The organism is Tolypothrix sp. PCC 7601, from assembly GCF_025677855.1.
Taxonomy (GTDB): Bacteria; Cyanobacteriota; Cyanobacteriia; order Cyanobacteriales; family Nostocaceae; genus Aulosira; species Aulosira diplosiphon.
On record NZ_CP064879.1, the window covers coordinates 7,014,978 to 7,037,334 of the forward strand.

The window sequence follows — 22,357 nt, forward strand, 5'->3', positions numbered from 1 at the left end:
TTTCTAATTTGAGAGTATCTTGGTCAGGAATACGACGATTAAGACACTAAACTCAATTTCTGCCAGGATTTTTTTCGTCATAAGGACGCTTGTAAACATCTAAAATATCTTCCATACAGCAAACAAATTCTGCGGTTGCTTCAGGTGGAATTACCCAAGATTCATTGAGCTAGGGTTTGAGTTTGTTTTTTTAATGCTTTTCTGATAGTTTCAGTATATACTTGTTCAACATAGTTGAGTTCTATCATTTGTCTGCAAGCATTTGAAGCGTCCGATTGCGCTTTCCTGTTGGGGCTTTACTATAAGCTATCGCAATTAGATAGGCTTCTTTTTCTCCATCAATTATTTGGGAACGAAGTTTTTTGCTCTCGTCGACAAACAGGCTGATTCCATCCCTTCTTTGACAAATCTTTGTCTTACTCAGGAATATTTTGTTGTAAGAGAAGTTAAAACAGGGGTTTTCAGTCTCGTCTTTTATTAGTGAATCGGTATTCTAGTAATTATAGTGTTTGAGTAAAAAGCATCTAACTCGAAAAATTCATAAATTAATTACTGGAACCGTCTTATAAATAGACAAGCGAAAGGAAGAAAACCTCCTTATCCTTTGTCAACTACCCGCAAAAAAAACAAAATTCAGCTAATTTAGTTAGCTCAATACCAATAATTCAGAAATTGCCTTCTGAAGCATCTCAAAAATGTAGAGAATCAGTACCAGTTATCAAACATTAGGAGTATTAAGATATGTCATTCAAGGTAGTAATTTACCGTGATGCAAACTATAGCGGACTCAGTCAGGAACTTGACGAGGGAAGTTATGATGTCTCTAACTTGACAATCGGTAATGATCAACTGAGTTCGTTGAAAATCACTAACGGGTTTAAGGTCATTCTTTATGAAAATCCTGGATTTTCTGGTCGTTCTAAGAGCTTTACCAGTGATACTCCTTTCGTAGGCTCAGATTTTAATGACATCACATCATCAATCCGAGTAGACAGGCTTACGAAAAAAACTTTAAACCTTGTCAGTGTAAAGTGTATCAAACCATCGTCAGGAATTGACGACTTTGCAAGAGGCATATTTGGTACAATTGGTGGTCTAGCAGGTGGTGCTGCGGCTGTTGCAGGTGCTACTGTGACTGGTGGTCTACTTATTGCTGCTACTGGAGTTGCTGCTGTTGGTGGCGCAGGTGCAGGAGTGCAGGTTATCGAAGGACTCGATCACTTTTTTGCAGGAGCCGATGATCTGTATATAAAAGTGGACAGCAAGAAAATTTGGCCGAATTCAGGAAAATACAAAGAAATCAATTCGCAGCAAACAAAAGAGACAGGTTATAGTTACCAAATCCCCGAAAATGGAACCACAATAGAATTGTGGGACTATGACTCGATAAGCTCGGATGACAAACTCGGATACCTAACCATACCGGAAAGTCACAATGCAGGTTATTTTACTTATCTAGTCAGCAATAACGATGAAGGCAGTGTCTACGAAATAAATATTCAGATAGTATCGTAGTACATTTACCATCAGCCAGTCCAATCCGCAACAGGTTTTTTAGCGATCACCCCTCATCTTGAATTCAAGCCTTTTCACCAAGGAGCGATCGCCCTACTTATCCCAGAGCGTGATCGCCTTTCTTTCATCAAAGCCATTTTCACCACAGTGTGATCGCTCTAGCACAAAACACTACTTCCCTGGTTTGTCTGGCTTTATGGATAAGCTACCGCAGTGTGCGATCGCTGATTTAATTATCCGACTTTGCAGACTTCATGAGCCGACTTTGCCGACTGACAGGAAGAGGGGAGAGGAATCAGGATAGATAAAGACGCAAAGCAAGAAAGGGGTTGTGCCAACAACCCTTCGCTTGCTTTGCTTATTCACACCATAGATGCAGAAAAACAGAGGTTTAAACGAAGTGACAATAAACGTTTTCCTAGCCTAAATTACTTTTGATAAATGCGTTTACCAAGAACAAAGTTAGTGAGGTAATAGATGATGGTACAAAGGACAGTATTCAAAAGTTGATTAATACAATAATGTGTTTATAAAGAGTGATAATAATGGAAAATAAAAACATAAAATTGATAATTACATGTTTACAGCATATTTCAGCTAAATGAGGTATGCCGATATGGGTACAACATTGTTGTGCCCCTACAATTATCTGTAATTACCAACTTGCAATATGCTGTAGATAAAAGTAAATAATCGCCATATATCTGATATTTGATATTATCTATAAATGAGTTTATATTATGGTAAACTGATATTTAATAGGCATAATTAAACCTTCCCAGCCTTAATTAACGATTATAGGTTGGGAAGGTTTAAAACTTTCAAGCTATGCTATTTTAACGCGTACAAACCAATTTGTTTCTATAAATATAACACAAGCTTGTTGTACCTTCAGGTTGAGCTTTTAGGCTCATTTTATCTTGGTTATCTTGGGCATATTGGTTAATTTGAGTAGCGTGTGCGGGAAGAGCAAGCGCCATTAATGTGGTAGCAATCAATAGTGTTTTTTTCATGGTTTAAGTTCCTTAACTCTTGTTTATTTATAACATTAACACTCTGGTAATTGTCAATAAAAATATCATTTATTTTGGCAGCATTCATGTCTTGAGATTAACGCAAAATATTATAGTGAATCCGACTTTTCCGACTTAAATATCCGACTTTTCTGACTGACATAACTAGGGCTAATGAACAATAATAAAAACTTAAAAATAAAATTCAGGTATTCTTAGCTATCCACAGGATTATTAAAAATAGCATTTACTTGCAGAAGATAATTTATTGTCTTCTGTATCTGTTGTGAACATATTAGGGATAACAAAAAATAGGCGAATTTATCTAGCCATTTCAAGTATTAAGCATGGTTGATTTTCTAGCTATATTTCTATCTGAGGAATACAAAAAATTACTCTAATATTTTTGTTATTTCACAAACTACAGTAAGTAGTCACAATTCAATTCAAGCATCTATAGTTTTGCAAAGGAAAGGGTGGTTTTTCCCTTTCCCCTTCTGAATCAGGGATGACATATACCAAGCAAGCCATTATTCATCTGCATATATTCCCTGCTATTCAACATGCATATTAAGAATTTTCATTGGCATAACCGTTTCCGGTGTTTGCTCCAGTTGTGTCCAATTATATTAACTAACAGCCTCATTATTGAATCCGCACTGGCGAACACCCCTAACTTATTACCAGTACCTCAACTGGAGCCGATAACCGCCCCCAAACCCCTCACTCATCTTCCACAGGTACCCCAACCATCTCTACTCCCAACCCCTACTTTAGAAGAAGTAGTTCCCACTTCAGCCTTCAGCCCCAACAGTGCGATATCTGACCAACTCGACGCAAAGAAGACTGAAAAACAACCGACTTTCAATAATTCCCTTCCCTTCCCAACTCCAGAGCAATCTCCATCACCCCAAAACACACCAAAAGCAACTGTGTGTTCCAAGACAACTTCTGCACCAGAGTCGGGAACTACTCTAGACGCTTTCACTGTGGAAGAGTTCTTTTTTGTTATCAATCATCCGGTGTTTACACCAGCAGAACTCAAAAGCTTCACTAAAGGCTACCTCAACAAAGTCCTCTCCCCGGAACAACTGATGCAAGTTGCTGCGGAAATCACCAAACAGTATGCAGCCCGTGGCTACAGTACGTCTAGTGCGGTGGTTTGTCTCTCCTCTCAAACCAAACAGCAAGAAAAAACAGCAGCGATTATTCGTGTCATTGAAGGGGAGTTAGAGAGGATTGACGTAAAATCATCCCCTGCTAATCAGGAATATACAGAAGGCTCAAGAGTGCGCCTCAATCCTAACTACGTGCGTTCCAGGTTAGCACTTGCTGCATCAAAACCCCTGAACGTTAACAAATTACAGGCAGCTTTGCAACTGCTGCAACAAGACCCGCTAATTGAATCTGCAAACTTTCGTCTATTATCGGGGTCAAGTCCAGGTAAAAGTATTCTAGAAGTGGAGGTCAAACAAGCAAAATCTTTCAGCGTCTCACTTAGCAATGATATTAGTGGTTTTTCCCATTTGGGAATCTCTCAACAACAAATTGTTCTCACAGAAGCTAACTTGCTGGGGATAGGAGATAGTCTCAGCCTGGGATATTCTGGTACAGAAGGAACACATAACTGGAATGTCAACTACACCTTCCCCCTAAACGCTCGCAACGGAACTCTCAGTTTTACCTACAACCAAAGTCAGGCTGAGGGGATATCTGCGCTGAATGGCTTCGTTCCTTCCTCGGTACAAAGCATTAACGAAGAGACTTTGGCTGCATCTTCCATCAATTCTCCCTTAGATAGCTTACAAGTACCTGGGAATAGTTCCAATCAAGAATCAACCTTACGCACTTACGAATTAACGCTGCGTCAGCCAATTATCCGCAGAATCGCAGAGGAAACTCTTGGTAATGGAGAACAGCCACCAAGTTATGAAGAATTAGCCCTTGGTCTAACTGCTTTTTTAGGGGAAAGCCCGACGATTTCATCTCTGCTTCCTTTATCCCTGTCTTCATTGTCTAACGATAGTGGGATGACACGCACCTTTGCACTGCGGTTTTTTCAGGAATTTAAAAAACATAATGCACAAGATAGCATTGAACTGCGTTCTCAATTCAGCTTTGGATTTAATTCCTTGAGTTCCACAAGCAACGAACCGCTAGCTCTGGGGAATTCAGTACCAGCCACATTTGTTTCCTGGCAAGGTCAAGCGCAATGGACACGGATTTTAGCTAAGGATACATTGCTATTGGTGCGTGCCAATGCTCAACTAGCGTACCAGACCTTAGTACCTTCGGAACAGTTCATCTTGGGCGGAAAAGGCGGTTACCTCCAAGATTCTCTGCTCACCGACAATGGAATTTTCGCTTCAACTGAAGTTCAACTCCCTGTGATGGCAGTTTTCCGGGGAAAGGGACTGATCCAGGTGATTCCCTTTGTTGATTTTGGCACAGGTTGGAATAATTCTGGTCAAACCAATCCCAGCCCCAATACTATGGCTTCTGTCGGTCTGGGTTTACAGTGGCAACAGGATCGTGTTACTGCTCGTCTTGACTGGGGAATTCCTTTAATCTCAGTAAATTCACCGTATGGTACAGGGCTAGAAAATGCTCTGTATTTCTCTGTACAATACAACCCTTAAAATTACTAGTTTTTAATCTAGATCAAAGCGATCGCTTGCTCTTCTGGGGTGCGTTACGCTTTGGCTAACACACCTTTTCAATTGTCAGTGAAATGCCCACGATGCCGTAGGCGATCGCTTTTTTGTGGGGAGAAGAGCGTAGGCGTAGCCCGTCGTAGACATCGCTTTATGGTATGAGTATTGGTAAAATAGATTTAATTGATGTATGCCAGCTAAAGATATATTTCATAATACAGTTAAAACAGCCCTCGAAAAAGATAAATGGACAGTTACTGATGAGCATCTATTTATTCAAGTTGAGGATATTGATTTTTACATAGACTTAACAGCAGAGAGAATTTTAGCTGCTGAAAAAACTGGTAAAAAAATAGCAGTAGAGATAAAATCCTTTTTAGGAGCTTCAGACGTAACTGAATTTCACCTAGCTCTTGGTCAATGTCTCAACTACCGTTCAGCATTGAGGTTGACAGAACCTGAACGGATTTTGTATTTAGCTATTCCAGTAGATGTTTATAACGAGTTTTTTAGCCGGAAGTTTATTCAAAGAATTATTGGTGAATATCAGCTAAAATTACTAATTTTTAATCCAGAGCAAGAGGAGATTGTTATATGGAGAGACTAAATTATCAAGAAATAGTCCAAAAAATTTTGGAAAGTCATGCCAAAAACCGCTCAAATAGTCAGACAGAAGTCAAATTATTATTTGATACTGAGCGCGATCGCTATCAAGTTATTAATATTGGTTGGCAAGAGCTAACGCGAATATTTGGTTGTATTATTTATGTAGAAATTAAAGATGGCAAAATTTGGATCGAACGCGATGGAACGGAAATCGGAGTCGCTAATGAATTAGTAGAAGCTGGAGTTCCTAAACAAGATATAGTTTTGGCTTTTAAAGCCCCATACAAACGGAAATTTACTGAGTTTGCTGCTAGTTGAAACTTATCTATCAAGTGATCGCTTATCTTTTATCAAAGCCATATTACCAAAGAGCGATAAGCGAAGCTTAAGCCTTCTCCTAAAGGAGACGCTACGCGTAGCTTGCTTCCCCGTAGGGGTACGGCTATCGCACTACTTTTCCATCAAGCGATGTCTACGACGGGCTACGCCTACGCTCTTCTACCCAGACAAAAGCGATCGCTTAAAAAGACCAAGGATTAATAATTACAACACCCGTCTCGGCAAAGTCTTTTTCATTGCGAGTGACAAGTTATAGAGAGTTATGAATTGCGATAGCTGCGCTCGCTGAAGGCATCGCTGCAATCAGAGAATCTATAGCAGGTAGAGGTCGCTCGTTCTGTTCTAATTGTCCTACTAAGTTTACCCACAATAATATTGTTGAAAAATCTATCCCTAAGATTCTATCTTTAAAACGACTCGGTAGAGTTTCATTTAGCCATTTCATTAACGATTCTTTTCCCTTAGACGCGGTAATTTTACTGATGCCTTTAGCAATTTCGCCAATTGTAATAATGCTGATGTAAAGAGTGTCTGGCACTTGGACATCTAGCCAATCTACAACTTTTTGATTTGGGTGTTTGGCAACAAGTTCAGAAATCAGCAGGTATCAAGGAGAAAAATCATAGCGTGAAGTCATCGCGGGGTAAACTGCGATCGCAGCTAAAGTCCAATTCTTCGCTGACTTCACCCCCGAAATCAACGCTCCTATACCTCCCTGCCCTCGAAAGGCAGGGTTTCTTGGAGAATTCTGATGAACGCAAAATATTATGAATGATTCTGCCGCTAATAGCTCTATTCAAAGTGAAAAACTGCCATTTAAAACTAAACTGGCTTATGGTGCAGGCGAATTAGGCCCAGCGATTACGGCAAATATTTCCATATTTTTCCTATTAGTCTTCTTGACGAATGTTGCTGGTATTCCGGCGGGTTTAGCAGGTAGCATTTTGATGATTGGCAAAATTGGGGAAGCAATGAACGATCCGTTTGTCGGTTTTTTGACTGATAAAACAAAATCTCGTCGTTGGGGTCGTCGTCTACCTTGGCTATTATATGGGGCGACTCCTTTTGGCATTTTCTTTTTCTTGCAGTGGATTGTACCGCCATTGAGTGTGTGGAGTTTGTTTTGGTATTACGTAGCGATTGGAGTCATATCTCAGGTATTTTACACCGTTGTCCATTTGCCTTATACAGCAATGACTCCTTACACGAGCGATCGCACCTTGCACATTCACCCAATATTTCTTCACCACCCCCAAACAAGGTTCAGGGTTAATCCGCAGTCGCCGCAACTCAGTGCATATCTCTGCAATCTCGCTCTTACTGGGCTTATCCATACTTGAATCGACTGACGCTCGAGGACTCGCTACCGCTTCGCTAACAACTTCTGGCGCGGAAAATATGTCTTCTCTACGAGACGCTACGCGAACATCAGGATCTATCTCGTCAGTTGCGTCATCTTGTTCTGATTCATCAGCCAAGTGAGTAATCTGGGTTTGCTCTGGTTGTGGAGTTTGGTGAATTGATTCCTGAGCGTAATCACAAATATCGGTTTGGGGTGATAGAACCTCTTCTTGCACGTTTTCATGCTTTTTTTCCTCAACAGCATGTTGTTGTGGTTTAGAAGTTTCAGGATCTGATCTCAGATGTGATTCTACAGTGAATTTAGAAGGTTCAGTTTTGCCCTTGCCATGTTCCAATAGCTGATTAAGTACATCATTGTGTAATTTATACTGCCAAGTCTTATCTTGACCATTGCCAGGATTTTTCTGCTTTTCGATAATACCCATCTCCTGCAATAGAGCGATCGCACTCCGAATAACGTGCAAGCTATGTTCACCCATGAGGTCAGCATAGATTTTCTTGAGTGGTTGATATACCCAAGGAGTGCGATGATTTTTCAGCTTCCACTTTGTCCAATGCCTAAAATACTCAATCAACTTGGCAGCACAAAAGTTACCAGTAATGTCGAGATACTCTCGCCGCAATATCACCAGCACAGATGTTTTGTTCGATGAGACAATAGCACTCATCTTTTACCTCCTTGCCAACGTGAAACTTCGTTGACGCAATATCACTTTTGAAAAAATGCATGTAGGAGTGAGCAGCAATTTATATTACTGCTCACAGTTAGTTTTAGACTGTTACCAATTACTGAACTTGCGCCTCATCTGAAAGAAGCGATCGCTATTCTCTAGAGGTAAGAGTTCGAGTATTGCAGAGATGTATCAGTCGTAGGCGAAAAGTTGCTATTTGATAGCAAATGTTTTTCTAAGCCTAACTACTCTTGTAATGGGATTTTACCTTGCTGGTACATTTGTTTAATGTAACTGTGACATCTGGCTGGGCTAATGTCTCGAAAAATCTCTTTAGCGTTAATTATCACCCGCCAGTATAGATTTTCATAATTTCCATAGTCGTAGGTAATCCTAGCTATCAGTTGGTCACCAACAAATGCTTCTTGCTCGTAAAAAGAAATTTTCATAATTGTCGGGACTTCTGGGACTTCAGCCAGTTCAACTTGGTCGAAGGGGTTGAGTGTGCCATCTTGGTAATGCCATTGAATGTAGCGTAGGCATTTGGCAGATGTTGTGGCGCGGAAAATCTCCTTGCCATTAACCAGAACCAACCAAGGTTGCATAGCAAATTCGTCATGATCTACGATCATGTAAGCTATGAGTTTTTTACCTACGTAGACTTCATGGTGGTAGAAGTTGATTGCTACTGTTATCAGTTGCGGAGCAATAGCTTCATCTGTGGGTTGTTCGTCAAGGGTAGTGTCAACCACTGTCTGAACCCTGCTAGCTTGATACTCAGCGATCGCATTAATCCAAGCATCCTTGCATCGCTTGTCAAGTACCTCAACTTTGCAGATCATCTCGTTGTAGATTTGCTTGAGTCGAGCTATGGATTTGTGTTGCAGCTGTTGATAGCTATAGATGGTTTGAGTCATAATGGTATTTCCTGTTAAAGGATTAAAAGGCGATCGCACAAGTTTTCCAGGCTCTGAGCGATCGCCTTTCACTTTGACATTATTTAAAATAACAACTCAGAGTACAAAAATCAACTCTTAGTACAAACTATTGTTGTGACTTCAACACGCAAGTCATAAATTATCTCAATCAATTCAACATCAAGAGTTTTAGCAATTGTAGTGATAATTTTTGTGGAAACAGAGGCGGCTTCACCGTTTTCCAGTTTTCTGATGTACTCTTGTGAGCATTCAACACCTTGCTGAGAAACAGCATCTGCAATTTCGCGTCTAGACCTTTTACCGCGCAATAATTTTAGAGTTTCGCCACACTCTTTGTTCCACGCCAGCATGACAACCCATTCCAGCGGAACCATAATTACCTCTTTTAAATTCCTAGTTCTTATATTTGCACTTTCAGTTGTCATGTAGCAAGATATTTTTGTACTGCGAGTATCAGCTAACCAGTTTAGTTATACAAGAATTTATAAGCGGCATGAGTATTCAAGTCGTCATTTTGGCGTTAACTTCATTTTCTTGTAAGTATATAGTTACAATTTTCATTTATTGTTAAGCAGCCATTTCCTTTACGATGAGCTGTCCTCAACAGATATTTTTAATTTGATAGTGTAAACTGTTGAGAATAACAGTTAAACCAACGTTCCCAATAATCTTCTTTATTAGTTAACTTGGCTAAAACGCGGTTGTAGTTGGCAAACCAACCTTCCCAATAATCTGTGGGTTGTTTAACGCAACCATCACAAGTGGGACAACCAGCTTTACATTGAGGTACTGTATGTATACTACCGACGCAGTTTGTGCAAAGTTCAGGGTCTATCCAGCGATTACCATCAACTATTTTGATTGCACCAGTAGGGCATACAGACAGACATAAATCACAGGAAATACATTGGCCAGTAATTTTGTAAGCCATGACTATTCTCCTTATGGGGGATTGGGTACTGGGTACTAGGTAATGGGTACTGGGTATTGGTGATTGGGTATTGGGTACTGGGTATTGGGTAAACTCATCCCAGTCCCTAATCCCTAATCCCTAGTCCCTAGTCCCCAGTCCCTAGTCCCTAGTCTCTAACCCTTCGACATATTGCTCGTAATATTCCAAAGCAACTTTCTCGATTACGTCGTAAGCTTCAACAGTCTGTATGCCAGCTTTGTGCAATTCTTCTTTGGGACAGTTCCCAATTTTGGAGACTAAAACCGCTTTGCAATCTGCGATCGCTTTAATAATGTAGTCTAGAGTGGCTTCTTCTCCAAATCCACCTTGACAATAGTGGTCAATTTTACGATGACTGATAAAGCGTACTTCACTACCATCCACTTCGTAAATCTGGAATTCCTTCGCATGACCGAAGTGTTGGTTAACTAATCCACTACCTTTGGTTGCAACTGCAACTAAGATTTTAGGTTTGTTAGCAAAATTTTTGCCAGCTAGCGCCTTTTCTTTGGCTGCTTTAATTTCTTGTTTAAATTTCTCAATACCCTCGTGAACTTCTTGGCGTTGTTCTAGGTTATATTCCGGAGCCATTTCTAGGAATTTATCTTTGGTAAATTCTTGGCTGCGGTCTTCTCCTAATAATCCTACAGCATCGGCTCGGCATTGACGACAGTGACGCATCATCTTCATGTTACCGGCGCAGCTGTCTTGAACTTCTTTGAGTTCTTTGCCAGTAGGGCCACGCTGACCAGTTAAACCGAAGTGTGTGCCATGTTCTGGCGCAGAAATCAACGGCATGATGTTGTGCAGGAATGCGCCGTTTTCACGAATGAATTTATTCACTTCTACCAAGTGCTGGTCGTTAATTCCCGGAATCATTACCGAGTTGACTTTGCACAAGATATCGGCTTCTTTGAGGGCTTGCAGTCCTTCCATCTGCTTTTCGAGCAGAATTCTTGCTCCCTCAACACCTTTATAACGCTTACGCTTGTAGTGAACCCAAGAATAAATCTGTGCGCCGATTTCTGGGTCAATAGTGTTAAGGGTAATAGTAACGTGATCTATATTGAGTTGTTTAATGCGATCGACATATTCGGTCAACATCAAACCATTGGTTGATAAGCACAGTTTAATATCTGGTGCTTGATCTGCAATTAACTCAAAGGTGCGGAAAGTTTTTTCTGGATTCGCCAACGGATCACCAGGGCCAGCAATTCCCAAGACTGTCATTTGGGGAATCTTACCTGCAATCACCAATACTTTGTGGGCTGCTTCTTCTGGGGTGAGTAACTCGCTAACTACACCAGGACGGCTTTCGTTAGCACAGTCATATTTCCGGTTGCAATAGTTGCATTGAATGTTACAAGCGGGTGCAACTGCAACGTGCATTCTAGCGTAGTGGTGGTGTGCGTCTTCGCTATAGCAGGGATGCTTGGCAATACGTTCCTTGAGCTTTTCGTCCATCTCTACGGTGGCGTTGCTTTTGCTGTCGCATCCGCAACCACCTGATTTGGCTTGGGTAGTGGTAGGTTCCTGATTGGAGGAGGTGAGGAGTCCTGTAGACGGTGGTGTCATTGAATTTCGCAAGGGTCGGTGGACTGGCTGCCACTGTGAGAGATGCCGTTGCTACTCTTTATGCCTAGGAATTGAAGTCGCGGCTTCTACTCATTACTCGCAAGAATTTACTCTTTTGCGAAGTGATGCTGATGAGAACATCAAATATTTAGAGTAGGGCAGGCTTACAATCCTTGATTTTCGGCTGGTGTGTCAACGTTTGGGTCGTGGGTAGAATTTGTGCAGCCGCGACTTCCATTCACAGAGGCATGGTGCTATCTCATCCCTCCACTCACTTTCCGCTTTTGTTTAGAAGCGTTAAGTGATTGGCGATATATGATTTATAGCAGCCATTTTTCCAGTCGGCTGGCTGGTATCTAGGATAGAATTTATTGGATTTATTAAATTTGTACTCAAATTTTTTCAGCCCGAGTTTTCAGGCGTTACAAGAATTAATAAATTTTTTTTCGGGTAGAGGTTCTAGTATTTTTAGATTGGGGTACAAGTATTTATAGAGTGGGGTACAGGATTTGTTTGTACTCAGCCAAAATCTAGCACCCACAAAGGTTAGAACTTGATTTTAGATTGTTTTCAGACATTTATGTCTGTACTCAAACATTCCCCAAACCTCACCCAAAGCCAGTAATCATAGGGGATTGAGGGGGAAAAACTGGAGTAGTCTACGTCGTTCTACTCCAGATACGTGCGAAATTCAATTCTGTATCCAACATATCATTTTTTTTTGGGTAAAAATGTAATTCATATTTTTTTAATCTTTCATTAGAAATAATATGCAATAACGTCGCTAATCCTTGCTATATAAGGCTTATACAATAGTATAAACATCTCTATTAATGCATATAATTATCAAAAACTTAATTTTTTATCCTGAATTTTTCTTTTTCTAAAGAAGTCAAAACAGGCATTTTTACTTGGTTGGGGTTTGGTGTTAGGTGTTTGGTGCCGGGTGTTTATTCCTATTACCAATTACCCAATACCCAATATCCAGCACCCAATCCCCACTACACTGTATTCATAGACGAAAACGGGGTAGCAGGAGGAATGAGATAAAAGCTGTTGTTATCCGCCGATATGGGTCTGCTGAGGTGTTGCAGTATGAGGATGTGGAAGAACCGACGATGAAGCCTGACTAATTACTCGTGAAGATTCACGCTAGTAGTGTTAATCTTGTTGATTGGAAAATTGCCAAGGAATGTTGCGATCGCTCATCAAGAAAAAATTCCTGGCCTGCTGATTGCAAATGAGTTCTCAAACCCAATGGTGTATATATCAGAACCTTACCCAGCACTGAAAGCTTTGTGCAGAGCATTTTCACGACCTTCTTACCTGGTAAAAAGGTCACATTTATCATAGAAAAACTCTAATAATAAAGACTTGCTTTACTTAGAAAACTTGATGGAAGCGGGTAAAATTTTTGTTGTCATTCACAGCATATATCAGTTAGAAGAATTAGTAGCAGCGCATACAGATAGTGAAACAGAACGTGCTGTAGGGAAAATAGCTATTACAGTCACTCATTGAGCCAGATTTACTAATTTGATACATATTTGTTCTGTGGGAGCAGTCAAAAGTCCAAATGCTAAATTTGTGAACTCATATGACAAATAAATGTAGAAGATTTAAAATTTTTACACCATTGTTAGAAAATTTTGATAGAATTCACTCTTCCATCTCTTTCAATTTAGTTCATCAAATGTATTATTTTTTAAGTCAAGCGGTATTTAACCCCCGCATACTGATACCCTACACCACACATTAATCAAGCATTTTGTGATTTTTTGATGATATTTCTGCAATAAAGTGGAAGATTGCTATATTAGACAAATATAGTGTATATACTTATAACCAAATATCAAAGGCTACTAAATTTATGCTGAATTGGTTGACTGTTTGGGGGGCAATTCAGGCTGTTGGGTTGATTTTTAAGGTAATTTTGGAAGAAGTTGCAAAAGAAGTTGCTACAGATGGGACAAATCTTTTATTACATGGTATCCCTAACAAAATTTTAAATCAATTACCAAAAGAAGAGCTAGGAATTACTGCTGGTAAAGCATTAAAAGAGTTTTTACAGCTACTACAACAGCAGTTAAAAGTGCGATGCAAACTTTCTGACGATGAAATTAAAAGCTACACCGAAGATGTCAGAAAATTTACTAAAGATAAGTATGTCCGAGAAATTCTTGGTCAGGCTTTTGATATTCATTGTGAACATTTAAATGCTAAATCATTAGAAGAAGCTTGGCAAAGACTACGCCTACAATCTCTACCTTATAGATTTAACTGGCAAATTTTAATAGATCAGTATCTAATACAAGTTCAAGAATTGCTGTTAGAGTCGGATACTTTACGCTTTTTTTTAACATCAGAACAATCATCTAATTTTGCTGAAAATGCTGGGATCGTCATCGAGCCAATGGTAAGTTTTAACCTAGCTAAATATCAAGAATCTATTCGAGAAATCTACGGTGACATCAAGCTAGATAGTTTAGATACCAGCGGTTATGCTTACAGGAATCTGAAGTTATGGCGAATGTTTATCCCTCAAAATGTGCGAGAAACGCATCAATTTTTACCACAACTTCACGAGCTTCCCAAGGAATATTTTAGACGGCTGCGAGAAAGTGATGAATTAGCATTAGAAATTTCCCATGAAGAATTGGCAGGACAGAACAGTCTTTATTTGGAACAGCCAATTCGCTCAGTTTTAGATGTAATTAATGAAAAACATATTTACAAATACATTGTAATTTTGGGATATCCTGGTTCGGGTAAATCTACATTGTTGCAATATTTAGCCTTAAACTGGGCAGAATCTTCTCAAGATAATTTAATGCTATTCCCAATTCCCTTGCTAATTGAATTACGTAATTATATGCGGCTCCGGGAAAATGGAGAATGTGAAAATTTTTTAGATTTTTTTACCCAATGTAGAAATACAACTGCCCAACTAAATCAAGTTAAATTACAAGAGCAGTTAAAAGCTGGTAATGCGTTGGTCATGTTTGATGGTTTAGATGAAGTGTTTGATCTCAGGCTACGCGACGAGATAATTAATGATATTCATAGCTTTATTAATGATTATCCTTATGTGCAGGTGATTGTTACTTCTCGGATTATTGGTTACGAACCGCAACGATTCAGTAATACTAATTTTCATCACTTCATTTTACAAGATTTAGAACCAGAACAGATTCAGGATTTTATTTATCGTTGGCATGAGCTAACTTTTAGTGATGTAGCAGATAAAGCCAGAAAAAGAGAACGCCTGCAAGAAGCAATTAATACAGTCAAATCTATTGCAGAATTAGCTGGAAATCCCCTGCTATTAACCATGATGGCAATTCTAAATCGTAATCAAGAACTGCCACGAGATAGAAACGAACTTTATAATCAAGCATCCAAGGTATTACTACATCAATGGGATGTAGAACGCGCTTTGGTAGAAGGTAACCGTTTAGATAAAAAGACGATTGATTATAAAGATAAACAAGCAATACTTCGTCAAGTTGCTTATTATATGCAAAATAGCCATCCAGGATTGGCAGGTAATTTAATTAGAGAAAATGAGTTAGAAAAGATTTTAATTGATTATTTAACAATCAGAGAATTTGAGCAACCTAGAGAAGTAGCGCAGATGATGATTAATCAAATGCGGACTCGTAACTTTATGCTATCTTTTTTAGGTGCAGATTATTATGCTTTTGTACATCGGACATTTTTGGAATACTTCTGTGCTTGGGAGTTTGTTTGGCAGTTTAAAGAAACACAAACTCTGACTATAGAACAAATGAAATATGAAGTTTTTGGACAACATTGGCAGGATGAAAGATGGCATGAACTTTTATTGCTGATATCGGCAATGATTGAGCCGAAATTTGTAGGTGAAATTTTAGTTTATTTAATGGGGCAGAATGGTGAAGAGTTTGAATTTAGAAACTTATTCTTAGCAGCTAAATGTCTAGCAGAAGTCAGAAATCGTTCAGGGATTATCTCAATATCTAATCAATTATTTGAGCGTTTAAATGCCTTAACTAAATATGACCTCTCATATGATTACGTACCTTATCGAGATGAAGAAGAAACAAAGCTAGTTCAAGAAATTCGCACTCAAGCAGTTGCAGCAATTGCTATGACTTGGGCAGAATCTTCTGATACTAAAATCTGGCTGCAACAACATGCTGCTAGTGATGATGATAGTGATGTGCGCTGTGCAGCAGTGGAAGGATTCGCCCACAGTTTCAAAGATGATCCCAATACTAAAACCTGGCTACAAGAACGCGCCATCAACGATGCTCATTGGGCTGTCAGACGTGCAGCGGTGCAAGAATTCGCCCGTGGATTTAAAGATGATCCCGACAACAAAACTTGGCTACAACAACGGGCTGTTCATGATGATCACTGGGCTGTGCGTGTTGTCGCAGTGCAAGAATTCGCCCGCAGTTTCCCTAACGATCCAGACAACAAAACTTGGCTACAACAACGGGCTGTTCACGACGATCACTGGGCTGTGCGTGTTGTAGCGGTACAAGAATTCGTCCGCAGTTTCCCCAACGATCCCAATACTAAAACTTGGTTGCAACAACAGGCTATCAATGATGATGATAGCGATGTACGAGTTGTCGCAGTGCAAGAATTCGCTCGTAGTTTTCCCAACGATCGCAATACTCAAACCTGGTTGCAACAACGCGCTACCAATGATGATGATAGTGATGTGCGACGTGCTGCACTCGAAGGGTTAGCCCACAGCTTTCAATACGATCCCGATACAAAAATCTGGCTGCAACAACGTGCTATTCAAGATAATCATTGGGCTGTGCGTGTTGTAGCGGTGCAAGAATTAGTTCGCAGTTTCCCAGAGCAATCGGATACCAAAAATTGGTTACAACAACGCGCTATCAATGATGATAATAGTGATGTGCGACGTGCAGCACTTGAAGGATTAGCTCGCTGCTTTCCCCAGGATCATGAGATTAAATTAATCCTGAAACAAAGTGCTACTGATGATGATGATAGCGATGTGAGAATTGTAGCAATACAAGAATTAGTTCATAGCTTTTTAGTTGACCCAGATATTAAAATATGGCTTAAAGAACGCACTATGCATGATGAAAGTGCAGGTATAAGATGTGCAGCTATGGAAGAATTAGTCCGCTATTTTAAAGATGATCCCGACACAAAATCTATTCTCAAGCAACGGGCTATCCAAGATGATAATGAATATGTGCGACTTGTAGCGGTAGAAGAATTAGTCTGCAGTTTCAAAGATGATCCCGATACAAAATCTATCCTCAAACAACAAGCTACTCAAGATAATAGTGCAAGTGTGCGTGGCGCAGCCGTAGAAGAATTAGCCCGTAGTTTTCAAGATGATCGGGATTTGTTTGCAATTTACTACAACTGTGCTGTCAACGATCCTTTTGAAGTTCAACCAGACTATGAAGGTAATCCCCGAAAAATAGCACTGCAGATTATAGTCCAACATTTTCCGCAGCATCCCGACACGTTACCATTACTACGCGACAGAGCAGCAAATGACCCAGATGAGCAACTGAGAAACTTTGCTCAGAATCAGTTGCAGCAATGGCAAGAATAGAATTTATCCCTATAATTTTGGATGCGATCGCAGTCACCGCAATTACAAATTCTCTGTATCAATTCCCTCGGCTTGGAGTTTAGTTAACAATTCTTGATAGCGATCGCGCTCTTGTTGTAATTCTTGTAAAGCTGCTTCCTTGGCTAGACGTTCCTGTTCAGCACGTTGATGTTCCTGTTCTGCGCGTTGGCGTTCTTGTTCTCGTAGCTGGTCAATTTCTACAGGTGTTAAAAACTTTTGTCCAGTAGGAGAAATAATTTCCAGGGTTGCGGCTGTAAGTTGAAACCGGATTCCCAAACGTGGACTTACCCAGCCGTTCATCTCTTCAATGACTTCAAAACTATCGCCAGAACGGAGTAAGCCATTTAAATCGTTCTTAGCTGGATCGTAAATGTAATATTCTTCCACGCCGTAACGCTGATAAAACTGCAATTTTTTAGTCATTTCTTTGAGAGTATTACCAGGCGATAAAATTTCAAATACTACCTGTGGTGAAATATTATCTTCTTCCCATTGTAAATAAGAACCCCGTTTTTCCTTGGGTCTACCAAAGACTACCATCGTATCTGGCGCTTGTTTAATATTTGGGTTTCCTTTAACTGGATACCAAAATAAATCTCCAGCGATAAATACATCAGCTTGTGATGCAAATAATATTTCTAAATTTTCTTTAATTTTAACAATCCAGGTAAATTGTTCTGTATTATCTGCCATTGGCTGTCCGTCGCTTTGGGGGTAGATAACTGCGATGGTGGGTTCTGGTGTGACTTGTTGTACCACTGCTGCACCTCCAAGTATGGGGTTTTGCTCAATACTGCTCGGTTAAGGATTTTCAACTGGGAGTTTGGTTTGGGGAAAAGGTTAAAGGGTAAGGGTTAAAGGTTTTTTCTTGCCCCTTTTCCCCTTCCCCTTTTGCCCTTAACCGACAAGTATTGGGGTTTTGCTTATTATATATAGGACTCATATTTGATTTTTGAAAAAACCTAAGTACACTTTTATTTCTTCTTCCCTGTTCCCCGTTCCCTGTTCCCTGTTCCCTCCCTACGCAAATAATTTCAGGAATCAAAGCGGATTCCTATATATCTACTAATTTGTAGAACAGCTAGCTGTATTGAGTCCAGAACTATGAGGCGTGTTCACTATTGCTTGTGCTGTTAATAATATTTCTCCTTGAGGAGTAATGAGCAATCCCTGAGCTTCTACAATCTCATTAGCGGTCTGGGATGGTAGATTTATCGAACTAGCAGTTACCAAAGAGCGATCGCTGTTTGTCGGAATCGGAACTGTTTGCATATCTTCTAAAACTGTGTCGCTCCCGAGTGCTACATCTGGATTTTGGGGTAAACCACCTCGTCCAGTTACAGTGAAGTGGTTAGATTCACTAGGTTGATTTTGTCCACAACCTTGAGTAATTAATGATGATGGATCTTTTGGCTGCACTGGTAATGCCACAATTCCTTTGCTAGGATCGACTGCTAGAGTTTTAATTTCTACAGCACCATTTAGCCCAAACTCAGAACTCGCTGTAATATCGCTTTTAGAAGTTAGCTGCGGACGTAATTCCAGACCAAAGATACCTTGAGTGGTAATTTGAATATTCCCACCTTGACCTTGAACTGCATTGGCGATGATGTCGCTGTTTTCTAAACTCATAATCAATGGTGCATTAATTGACAAGTTACCACCATTACCTTTACCCGCAGCAGTGGCGGTAATGAGGCTATCGTGACGCATGAGCAAATTATCTTGCAAGTTTAATTTGACATTCCCCCCATTGCCAGAGATAGTTGATGCGCTGATGGTACCTTGGTTGTCGAGAAAAATAGAGTTGGCATTAATCTGCAAATCTCCTGCACTCCCAGGCCCGTCGTTTTTTACGGTCACAAAAGCCCCATTTGTGATGCGTAACGAAGGTGTATTAATTGTAAGAGAACCTGCATTACCGCTGGGAATGGGAGGCAGCCCATAAACTGCTTGAGTGACTGGATCGACAATCTCAGCAGTTGAAGTGATGCGGCTAGGTGTAATTGAACCAGTGCCTTTACCATTGATATCTACAGACTCTGAAGCATTAATGATCACACTACCAGATGAACCGATAGCCAAGCTGCTAGACCCTAGAGCTCCACCGTCTCGAATTACTAATCTCGATGTGTTGACGAACGTGTTATTGGCATTTCCAGAACTGAGAGTTGTTGAACTCATTAGACTCGGTAACAATGTAATTGAGTTGTTACCAGCAATTTCAATTAAGTCTTTGGCATTAACCCTTAACGTTCCAGCCTGTCCAGAGCCTAAGGTTGTAGAGAAAAAAGCAGCACCATTGAGAAGCCTCAGGTTGGTAGTTGAGACTGTAATATTGCCTGCATTTGTGAAGTTAGCTGTACCTGTGATGAGGGCGGACAACTGCCTTGGATTGCTAGGGGCAAAACCACTGACATCGATAAAGTTGGCAACATTAGCTGTAATATTGCCACCAGATCCTTGGGTAAACAGCCCAGTTTTAATTAGTCCACCATCTTGGATAGATAGCTGCCCAGCAGAGATAGTAATATCACCTGCTTGACCGATGCCTAAATTATCAATTTGAATGGAACTTCCAATACTGCCATCAGGTACGTTCCCTGTGAGGTTAAGGGACTCCGTGGCATTGATTGTAATTCCTTTTGACGATTGTGCCCCCAGGTTTTGGAGCAGAACAGCAGAACCTGCGGTTAAATTGATATTCCGTCCTTGAATTTGAATCGAGCCGTTAGTGCCACTGGCATCGAGTAGCGATCGCGCATCGAGATTGATATTCTGGAATTGTTCCGCCTTGGAGTAATCGCCCACCCAATTTTGTCCAGTGGTATTGAGTGCAACCTGCCCATTGCTGACACTGCCTATTTCTATATGTCCCCCCCCATTAACGGTTGCAATCCCACCGACAAACTTCACATCACCGCCAATCAATGCCAATGTATTACCTGCCTTGACCTGTAAGCCAATGGGATTCTGGCTACGATCTGTAGGGATGTATAATCCGCTAATTAGGCGATGTCCATTTCCTTGCACAGTAATTCCTCGGGAATTTGGCCCCAACTGTAAGCCAATGGGCACAGTTATTGTCAACAAAGGCGATGCAGCAGGATTAACTGCACTAAATTCCACGCCATCAGCAAACTTAATACTATTTGCTGTGGTTCCCACAAATGAGCCACCAATATTCAACGAGGCATTTTGACCAAACACAATCCCCGCAGGATTCATCAAAAACAAACTCACTGGATGATTACCGTTGAGAGTTTGAATTAACCCATTAATATCGGAAATTTTTCCACCTGTAACTCGACTAAATATAGTTGTAATATTGGGCGTATGAATTAAATCAAATGTCGCTGAAGCATTCTGAGGAATGGAGAAGTTACTAAAACTGTGAAATAAATTATTACCTTTTTCACTACCATTAAGAATATTAAAATTATTCTCGCTTTGATTGACTATAGTGTTAGTAGTTCCGTCAGATATCACCTGAGCGATCGCGCAGCGACTCCACAGGAGTATTACTAATAGGATGATCCCTAGAGTGAATAACTCACTTGTGAATTTCAAGAGAAACAGTACTACCTTCATCACCCATGACTTCCTCGTCCTGATTTAAAGCTAGTGTTCCCGTTCTGGGCACAATTCTCTAAGTCCTATTAACTTAACTTTAGACATCGCTCTACATAGCTCCAGATAATCTTGATTAAGCTGTGATGCCTTCATATTGCTGAAATGTGCTTGAAAAACAGCATTAACTTACTATTGATTTGGGGGCGCTTGCTGTGCTACTTGCTGAACTTGTGCAATGTCCAAATCCAACGCCTGTGCTATCTGTTCTACAGTTAAACCCAGCGCTAAAAACTTAGGTACAGCTTCTAATTTTGCTTCCAAACGACCTTTCTGTTTACCTTCTTGTTCAGCTTCTTGATAAACTCGTGTTTGCTTCAATTCACTTAACCCAAACATTGCTTCTATCTCCTCTCGACTCATTTGCGGGAATTTATAAACTAGGATTGTCTCTATTAATTCTAGTAATTGTTTTTGTGGGAGTTGTAAATTTTCTGCTTGCTGGGTGCGGTTGATTAATTCCCTGGCTGTGTTAATTGCTGTGTCTTCCCCTTCTATTACTAATTTTATCGTAGCAATACCTATGGGTAAGGATGCAGATTCGCCTAATTCATCTAGGTAAATTATACTGATACGCTGGCTTTGGAATAGTTCTAAGAAATTTTCTTTATCCCCGATATCTATATCTCGGCTGGGATAAATTACCACTCCTCGCCAAGGATTTTTAGGTTTATTTTGGCGTAGGTATAAAGCAACTTCTGATATTAGGCGTAAGTAAATATCTGCATCTGGTTGAAATTGGACTTCAACAAAATAAATAGGGTTTGCTTCATCTTGGGTTGGGAGAAATACACCATCAATTCTAAAGGCTGTTTGTTTGATTTCAACAGATGCAAATTGATAGATGTTGGCAATTTCGGGAGGATTGCCAATTAATTCAAAGAAGATGGCAGGGAGTTCTTGAAATAGGCGATAAAATATGCTGTCGGTTTTCACGCAGAGGTTTTAGCAAAGTTTTGACTATGGTGATTTTACCATGACGATATCTATTACCAAGTATTAGCGAAATTTGTTATTTAAAATCCCTTGGATCGAGCCAGATAATCTTGATTCAGTTTATTTCCTGAATTACTATTCTTTATATATCCCAATTGACAATGCTATAATTAGCGATAAATAAATCTGGTTTTTAATAGGAATATTAAAATGAGCAATTTACCAGTGAAAACTTTATTAAAAGAAATTGATAATTTAAGCAGAGAAGAAAAGATACAGTTAATCCATTATTTGACTAGACAAATAGAAAAGGAAGACCCCAAAACCGAATCAGAAAATTTAGTTGAATTATTTCAAAATTCTCCTCTATTTGGTGTGGATATAGATTTAGAACGTCAAAGAGAACTTGACAACCGCCAAGTAGAATTATGAACTACATTTTAGATACAAATATTATTTCTGAATTGATATCTATCCAGCCAAATCAAAAGGTAATCGGTTGGTTAAAAGCTGTAGATGTGCTTCATCAAGTTTCCAGTTCATTTGTTTTAA

18 protein-coding genes and 2 pseudogenes are annotated in these 22,357 nt (G+C 39.9%); 9 read left to right on the forward strand and 11 right to left on the reverse strand.

The features are described from left to right. Nucleotides 1-64: 64 nt before the first annotated feature. Nucleotides 65-420 (reverse strand): annotated as a pseudogene (locus tag HG267_RS28425) (IS630 family transposase); the annotation flags it as partial. A 321-nt stretch (nucleotides 421-741) separates the two neighbouring features. On the opposite strand from HG267_RS28425, the gene HG267_RS28430 reads away from it, so the two are divergent. After that, nucleotides 742-1,515, forward strand: coding sequence for a hypothetical protein (locus HG267_RS28430; RefSeq protein WP_045868734.1), 774 nt, complete (start codon nucleotides 742-744; stop codon nucleotides 1,513-1,515). Between the two features lie 58 nt (nucleotides 1,516-1,573). Beyond that, on the forward strand, nucleotides 1,574-1,819 hold the full coding sequence (locus HG267_RS28435; protein WP_155539051.1) for a hypothetical protein: 246 nt from the start codon (nucleotides 1,574-1,576) through the stop codon (nucleotides 1,817-1,819). A 532-nt stretch (nucleotides 1,820-2,351) separates the two neighbouring features. Here the strand turns inward: HG267_RS28435 and HG267_RS28440 are convergent. Further along, nucleotides 2,352-2,528 (reverse strand): hypothetical protein, encoded by a 177-nt coding sequence (locus HG267_RS28440; protein WP_155539053.1) that lies wholly within the window; start codon nucleotides 2,526-2,528, stop codon nucleotides 2,352-2,354. A gap of 614 nt (nucleotides 2,529-3,142) precedes the next feature. Here HG267_RS28440 and HG267_RS28445 point away from each other — a divergent pair. The 3 genes from HG267_RS28445 (at nucleotide 3,143) to HG267_RS28455 (ending at nucleotide 6,106) form a co-directional block, all read left to right on the forward strand. Then, nucleotides 3,143-5,167, forward strand: a complete 2,025-nt coding sequence (locus HG267_RS28445) for a ShlB/FhaC/HecB family hemolysin secretion/activation protein (protein WP_263419985.1) — start codon at nucleotides 3,143-3,145, stop codon at nucleotides 5,165-5,167. 205 nt (nucleotides 5,168-5,372) lie between these two features. Next, nucleotides 5,373-5,789 (forward strand): XisH family protein, encoded by a 417-nt coding sequence (locus HG267_RS28450; protein WP_045868735.1) that lies wholly within the window; start codon nucleotides 5,373-5,375, stop codon nucleotides 5,787-5,789. Next, on the forward strand, nucleotides 5,777-6,106 hold the full coding sequence (locus tag HG267_RS28455; RefSeq protein WP_045868736.1) for a XisI protein: 330 nt from the start codon (nucleotides 5,777-5,779) through the stop codon (nucleotides 6,104-6,106). The genes HG267_RS28450 and HG267_RS28455 overlap by 13 nt, the downstream gene beginning before the upstream one ends. A gap of 271 nt (nucleotides 6,107-6,377) precedes the next feature. Here the strand turns inward: HG267_RS28455 and HG267_RS28460 are convergent, their stop codons facing one another. After that, the gene (locus tag HG267_RS28460; protein ID WP_228045186.1) at nucleotides 6,378-6,665 is read right to left on the reverse strand and encodes a hypothetical protein; all 288 of its coding nucleotides are present in this window, start codon (nucleotides 6,663-6,665) and stop codon (nucleotides 6,378-6,380) included. A 229-nt stretch (nucleotides 6,666-6,894) separates the two neighbouring features. Here HG267_RS28460 and HG267_RS28465 point away from each other — a divergent pair. Next, nucleotides 6,895-7,329, forward strand: a pseudogene (locus tag HG267_RS28465) (MFS transporter); the annotation flags it as partial. 1,076 nt (nucleotides 7,330-8,405) lie between these two features. On the opposite strand, the gene HG267_RS28470 reads toward HG267_RS28465, so the two are convergent. The 5 genes from HG267_RS28470 to HG267_RS42010 all read right to left on the reverse strand — a co-directional run bounded on the left by HG267_RS28470 (nucleotide 8,406) and on the right by HG267_RS42010 (nucleotide 12,934). Next, complete coding sequence (locus HG267_RS28470; protein WP_155539055.1) at nucleotides 8,406-9,149, reverse strand: hypothetical protein; 744 nt, start codon at nucleotides 9,147-9,149, stop codon at nucleotides 8,406-8,408. 38 nt (nucleotides 9,150-9,187) lie between these two features. Then, complete coding sequence (locus HG267_RS28475; RefSeq protein ID WP_096621807.1) at nucleotides 9,188-9,523, reverse strand: helix-turn-helix domain-containing protein; 336 nt, start codon at nucleotides 9,521-9,523, stop codon at nucleotides 9,188-9,190. Between the two features lie 188 nt (nucleotides 9,524-9,711). After that, on the reverse strand, nucleotides 9,712-10,029 hold the full coding sequence (locus HG267_RS28480) for a 4Fe-4S binding protein (RefSeq protein WP_045868739.1): 318 nt from the start codon (nucleotides 10,027-10,029) through the stop codon (nucleotides 9,712-9,714). A gap of 141 nt (nucleotides 10,030-10,170) precedes the next feature. Further along, complete coding sequence (gene nifB / locus HG267_RS28485) at nucleotides 10,171-11,625, reverse strand: nitrogenase cofactor biosynthesis protein NifB (RefSeq protein ID WP_045868740.1); 1,455 nt, start codon at nucleotides 11,623-11,625, stop codon at nucleotides 10,171-10,173. A 1,147-nt stretch (nucleotides 11,626-12,772) separates the two neighbouring features. After that, nucleotides 12,773-12,934, reverse strand: a complete 162-nt coding sequence (locus tag HG267_RS42010) for a hypothetical protein (RefSeq protein ID WP_411863264.1) — start codon at nucleotides 12,932-12,934, stop codon at nucleotides 12,773-12,775. 86 nt (nucleotides 12,935-13,020) lie between these two features. Here HG267_RS42010 and HG267_RS42015 point away from each other — a divergent pair, with 86 nt between their 5' ends. Then, on the forward strand, nucleotides 13,021-13,146 hold the full coding sequence (locus HG267_RS42015; protein ID WP_411863265.1) for a zinc-binding dehydrogenase: 126 nt from the start codon (nucleotides 13,021-13,023) through the stop codon (nucleotides 13,144-13,146). Between the two features lie 349 nt (nucleotides 13,147-13,495). Next, nucleotides 13,496-17,218, forward strand: coding sequence for a HEAT repeat domain-containing protein (locus HG267_RS28495; protein WP_045868741.1), 3,723 nt, complete (start codon nucleotides 13,496-13,498; stop codon nucleotides 17,216-17,218). Nucleotides 17,219-17,260: 42 nt separating this feature from the next. On the opposite strand, the gene HG267_RS28500 is transcribed toward HG267_RS28495, so the two are convergent. From HG267_RS28500 to HG267_RS28510, 3 genes are all read right to left on the reverse strand, one after another. Next, nucleotides 17,261-17,998, reverse strand: a complete 738-nt coding sequence (locus tag HG267_RS28500) for a Uma2 family endonuclease (protein ID WP_045868742.1) — start codon at nucleotides 17,996-17,998, stop codon at nucleotides 17,261-17,263. 306 nt (nucleotides 17,999-18,304) lie between these two features. Continuing rightward, the gene (locus tag HG267_RS28505; RefSeq protein ID WP_045868743.1) at nucleotides 18,305-20,830 is read right to left on the reverse strand and encodes a filamentous hemagglutinin N-terminal domain-containing protein; all 2,526 of its coding nucleotides are present in this window, start codon (nucleotides 20,828-20,830) and stop codon (nucleotides 18,305-18,307) included. A 171-nt stretch (nucleotides 20,831-21,001) separates the two neighbouring features. Next, nucleotides 21,002-21,805, reverse strand: a complete 804-nt coding sequence (locus HG267_RS28510; RefSeq protein ID WP_045868744.1) for an Rpn family recombination-promoting nuclease/putative transposase — start codon at nucleotides 21,803-21,805, stop codon at nucleotides 21,002-21,004. 210 nt (nucleotides 21,806-22,015) lie between these two features. Between HG267_RS28510 and HG267_RS28515 the strand changes: the two genes are divergently transcribed. Next, entirely contained in the window at nucleotides 22,016-22,237 is a 222-nt protein-coding gene (locus HG267_RS28515) for a hypothetical protein (RefSeq protein ID WP_045868745.1), read from the forward strand. The last annotated feature ends 120 nt before the right edge of the window (nucleotides 22,238-22,357 follow it).

Excerpts from the sequence above, each read along its gene's own strand:
- HG267_RS28430 (WP_045868734.1), top strand. The coding sequence starts at position 742 with ATGTCATTCAAGGTAGTAATTTACCGTGATGCAAACTATAGCGGACTC.
- HG267_RS28440 (WP_155539053.1), bottom strand. The coding sequence starts at position 2,528 with ATGAAAAAAACACTATTGATTGCTACCACATTAATGGCGCTTGCTCTT.
- HG267_RS28450 (WP_045868735.1), top strand. The coding sequence starts at position 5,373 with ATGCCAGCTAAAGATATATTTCATAATACAGTTAAAACAGCCCTCGAA.
- HG267_RS28455 (WP_045868736.1), top strand. The coding sequence starts at position 5,777 with ATGGAGAGACTAAATTATCAAGAAATAGTCCAAAAAATTTTGGAAAGT.
- HG267_RS28475 (WP_096621807.1), bottom strand. The coding sequence starts at position 9,523 with ATGACAACTGAAAGTGCAAATATAAGAACTAGGAATTTAAAAGAGGTA.
- HG267_RS28480 (WP_045868739.1), bottom strand. The coding sequence starts at position 10,029 with ATGGCTTACAAAATTACTGGCCAATGTATTTCCTGTGATTTATGTCTG.
- nifB (WP_045868740.1), bottom strand. The coding sequence starts at position 11,625 with ATGACACCACCGTCTACAGGACTCCTCACCTCCTCCAATCAGGAACCT.
- HG267_RS42010 (WP_411863264.1), bottom strand. The coding sequence starts at position 12,934 with ATGCTCTGCACAAAGCTTTCAGTGCTGGGTAAGGTTCTGATATATACA.
- HG267_RS42015 (WP_411863265.1), top strand. The coding sequence starts at position 13,021 with ATGGAAGCGGGTAAAATTTTTGTTGTCATTCACAGCATATATCAGTTA.
- HG267_RS28495 (WP_045868741.1), top strand. The coding sequence starts at position 13,496 with ATGCTGAATTGGTTGACTGTTTGGGGGGCAATTCAGGCTGTTGGGTTG.
- HG267_RS28505 (WP_045868743.1), bottom strand. The coding sequence starts at position 20,830 with ATGAAGGTAGTACTGTTTCTCTTGAAATTCACAAGTGAGTTATTCACT.
- HG267_RS28515 (WP_045868745.1), top strand. The coding sequence starts at position 22,016 with ATGAGCAATTTACCAGTGAAAACTTTATTAAAAGAAATTGATAATTTA.